Source organism: Vibrio sp. 2033 (genome assembly GCF_033339735.1).
This window is the reverse complement of sequence record NZ_JAWOVC010000100.1, coordinates 1-1,172: the sequence shown is the minus strand read 5'-3', so window position 1 is coordinate 1,172 and position 1,172 is coordinate 1. Positions and strand designations below refer to the sequence as shown.

Below are 1,172 nucleotides of genomic sequence, written 5' to 3'. Positions count from 1 at the left end.
CGGTACTATTTGAAAGATACGTGACCGAGTCACTTTTTGAGTTCTAACTCAATAATTACTGAATGATTGTGCGCTTCGTTGAAGTGCAATTTGCTTTTATTATGAATCTTGTCGTTCAAGAACACATACCCAAGGATGTTGACGCCGGATGAAACCTGCCTGAACACTCTTACTGCTTGCTTCTTTAAGTTCCCCCTTTCTTGCTAGCGCTCAACCCGTCAATGAACTCGTATTTACCGTAGGTATCGTTTCCGACAAAGCAAAAAGTAAAATCAAAAAAGCGACACCCTTTGCTCAATATGTGTCCGGAAGGCTGAATCACCTCGGTTATACCTCTGGGTCGGTACAAGTCTTCAACAACTATGGACAACTTGCAGTTGCTCTCAAAAATGGCAGCGTTCAAATTGCAACAGCTACACCGTTTAACGCCGTAACCCTAGAACGAGAATCTAACAGCCAAGTGCTCGCCGTAAGGTGGAAAAAAGGACTCGAAAAATACCACTCTGTATTTTTCACCCATCAAGACAGTGGCATTCATTCCTTGGCCGATCTGCGCGGCAAAACGCTCATTTTCGAGAGTCGCAACTCCACCAGCAGCTTTTACTTACCTGCCATTACATTGCTCAACCAAGGCGAAAAATTAGAATACCTTCGCTCTATAGATGATCACCCAACGAAAGGCCGTATCGGCTATTTGTTTTTGGATGAACATTTAGAACAATCCAACGAAATCAACCTATCCGTTTGGGTGTATAAACAGCGCGTTGCCGCTGGGGCGTTCAGTAATTTCAACTGGAACAACCCAAAAGATTTGCCAGAAAACATGAAGGAAAAACTGACCATTTTCCATAACTCGGGGGAGATCCCGCGTGATTTGGTTTTAGCGTCGCCTACTTTGAGCCAATCGACCAAAAATGAAATTACATCGATTTTATTGAAAATGGATGCCTCACCAGAAGGTTTGCATGCCTTGGATGTATTCCAAAATACCAAGCGCATATCAGCACTCACGCCAGATATGGCAACGTCTCTCGACACGGTTCGAAAGTCTGTTAACTTGCTACCAAAGGCAAACTGATGCTGAACAAACTTTCGCTAGAAACCAAATACATTTTCGCGACCATCTCCGTCGTTGTTTTGGTGGTTGTGGTCAACCTTGTACTTTACATGCA

General features: G+C 43.7%; 1 protein-coding gene. It reads left to right on the top strand.

Annotation, left to right across the window (positions count from 1 at the left end; all coding sequences use genetic code 11):
* Positions 1–172: 172 nt before the first annotated feature.
* Positions 173–1,078, top strand: coding sequence for a phosphate/phosphite/phosphonate ABC transporter substrate-binding protein (locus R7P74_RS24865; protein ID WP_318123306.1), 906 nt, complete (start codon positions 173–175; stop codon positions 1,076–1,078).
* Positions 1,079–1,172 lie beyond the last annotated feature (94 nt).